This window comes from Planktothrix serta PCC 8927 (assembly GCF_900010725.2).
Classification (GTDB): domain Bacteria; phylum Cyanobacteriota; class Cyanobacteriia; order Cyanobacteriales; family Microcoleaceae; genus Planktothrix; species Planktothrix serta.
Map to the genome: position 1 here is coordinate 1 of NZ_LR734974.1, position 704 is coordinate 704.

Genomic DNA, 704 nt, shown 5'->3' on the forward strand with positions numbered 1-704 from the left:
TACCAGCAAGCCTTAGCCATGTGGCAACGACTGTTTCCAGGCGACCACCCTGACATTGCATTAAGCCTGAATAATTTAGGATATCTCTACTATTTCCAAGGCAAGTTGAGTCAAGCCGAACCTTTATTCCAGCAAGTCTTAGCCATGCAGCAACGGCTGTTTGAAGGCGACCACCCTGACGTTGCACAAAGCCTGAATAATTTAGCAGGACTCTACCAATCCCAATGTAAGCTGAGTCAAGCCGAACCTTTACTACAGCAAGCCTTAGCCATGTGGCAACGACTGTTTGAAGGCGACCACCCTCATATTGCCACAAGCCTGAATAATTTAGCAGAACTCTACCGCTCCCAAGGCAAGATGAGTCAAGCTGAACCTTTATACCAGCAAGCCTTAGCCATGTTGCAACGGCTGTTTGAAGGCGACCACCCTCATATTGCCACAAGCCTGAATAATTTAGCATTGCTCTACTATTCCCAAGGCAAGCTGAGTCAAGCCGAACCTTTATTCCAGCAAGTCTTAGCCATGCGGCAACGGCGGTTTGAAGGCGACCACCCTGATATTGCATTAAGCCTGAATAATTTAGCAGAACTCTACCAATCCCAAGGCAAGCTGAGTCAAGCCGAACCTTTATACCAGCAAGCCTTAGCCATGTGGCAACGACTGTTTCCAGGCGACCACCCTGACATTGCATTAAGCCTGAATAA

1 protein-coding gene is annotated in these 704 nt (G+C 47.9%); it reads left to right on the forward strand.

Annotated elements, in window-relative coordinates; all coding sequences use genetic code 11:
- A partial coding sequence (locus PL8927_RS27870; RefSeq protein WP_156093371.1) for a tetratricopeptide repeat protein occupies positions 1–704 on the forward strand: 704 nt, incomplete at both ends.